2 protein-coding genes and 1 pseudogene are annotated in these 1334 nt (G+C 66.5%); all 3 read left to right on the forward strand.

The window, feature by feature from the left end; genetic code table 11:
* Window positions 1-149: aminomethyltransferase beta-barrel domain-containing protein (locus tag MOV75_RS38395; RefSeq protein WP_369010495.1), on the forward strand; the 149-nt coding region annotated here is incomplete at its 5' end.
* 248 nt (window positions 150-397) lie between these two features.
* Window positions 398-1036 (forward strand): class I SAM-dependent methyltransferase, encoded by a 639-nt coding sequence (locus MOV75_RS38400; protein WP_246932753.1) that lies wholly within the window; start codon window positions 398-400, stop codon window positions 1034-1036.
* 195 nt (window positions 1037-1231) lie between these two features.
* Window positions 1232-1334, forward strand: a pseudogene (locus MOV75_RS38405) (bb3-type cytochrome oxidase subunit IV); the annotation flags it as partial.

The following is a 1334-nucleotide window of genomic DNA, read 5'->3' on the forward strand; positions in this document are numbered from 1 at the left end:
AGGAAGGCGTCTCGCCGGGGCAAGCTTGCGTGTTCTACGACGCGCCTTCGGGGCAGGCGCGCGTGCTCGGCGGCGGTTTCATCCAGAGCGCCGCCGCGAAGGTCGCGAGCGACACAGCGAGGCCGCTCGCTGAAGCGGTGCGCGGCTGAACATCATGAGATCGGACGGCACTCTCGCGACGCCGGAAGTGCGCTCCCTCTCCCGCCTGCGGGAGAGGGTTGGGGAGAGGGCTCTTTCCTCACGCGATATCTCGCGAGAGGATAAAGCCCTCACCCGCCACGCTCTTGCGAGCGTGTCGACCTCTCCCGCAAGCGGGAGAGGCCCAGACCGCGCGCGGGGCTGGATTTGATCTCAGCAACGGCTATTACTCTCCAGGGTTTTTGGTAGGGCAGGGGGCATGGCAGCAGACATCTCGCGGGCCGGGGTCGAGAAGGCCTATGGCCGCTGGGCGCCGGTGTACGATCTCGTATTCGGCAAGGTGTTCGACGCCGGCCGGCAGTCGACCATCGCCGAGGCCGACCGCATCGGCGGCCGCATCCTTGACGTCGGCGTCGGCACCGGGCTGTCGCTGTCGGATTATTCGCGCACCACGAAGATCTGCGGCGTCGACATTTCCGAGCCGATGCTGCGCAAGGCGCAGGCGCGCGTGCGGAGCTTGCGCCTCTCCAATGTCGAGGTGCTCTCGGTGATGGACGCGAAAAACCTCGCCTTCCCGGAAAACTTCTTCGACGCGGTGGTCGCGCAATATGTCATCACGGCCGTGCCCGATCCCGAAGGCACGCTCGACGAGTTCGTGCGCGTGCTCAAACCCGGCGGCGAGTTGATCCTCGTCAACCACATCGGCGCGGAGACCGGCCCGCGAAAACTGTTCGAGCTTGCCTTCGCGCCCATCGCCCGCCGCCTCGGCTGGCGCCCGGAATTCCCGTGGGCTCGCCTCGAGGGCTGGGCGGCCAGACACGGCGGCATCACGCTGGCCGAGCGCCGCCCGATGCCGCCGATGGGGCACTTTTCGCTGATCCGCTACCGGAAGGCGTGATTCCAAACGACACGGGCAGTGCCCACCTCTCCCAATGGGAGAGGTGAAGCGCGCCCGCGGCTGGCATCGATTAACCCCCCGATCACATCGCATTCCGGCCGGGAACAGCCCGCCGGCCCCGCGCGTTTCCCTCCCATGCGCACGACATCAAACATCATCCTCGCTGGCCTCCTGATCGCCGCCTCAGGCAGCGCGATCGCGCGAAAGGTCTGGCGGGGAGACTTCGATGTCGAAAGGCGCGGCTTTTTCACGAGCCGCAAGGGCTATTATGAGATCGTCGAGATCACCGGGCTGTACT

The organism is Bradyrhizobium sp. PRIMUS42 (assembly GCF_023006515.1).
Taxonomy (GTDB): Bacteria; Pseudomonadota; Alphaproteobacteria; order Rhizobiales; family Xanthobacteraceae; genus Bradyrhizobium.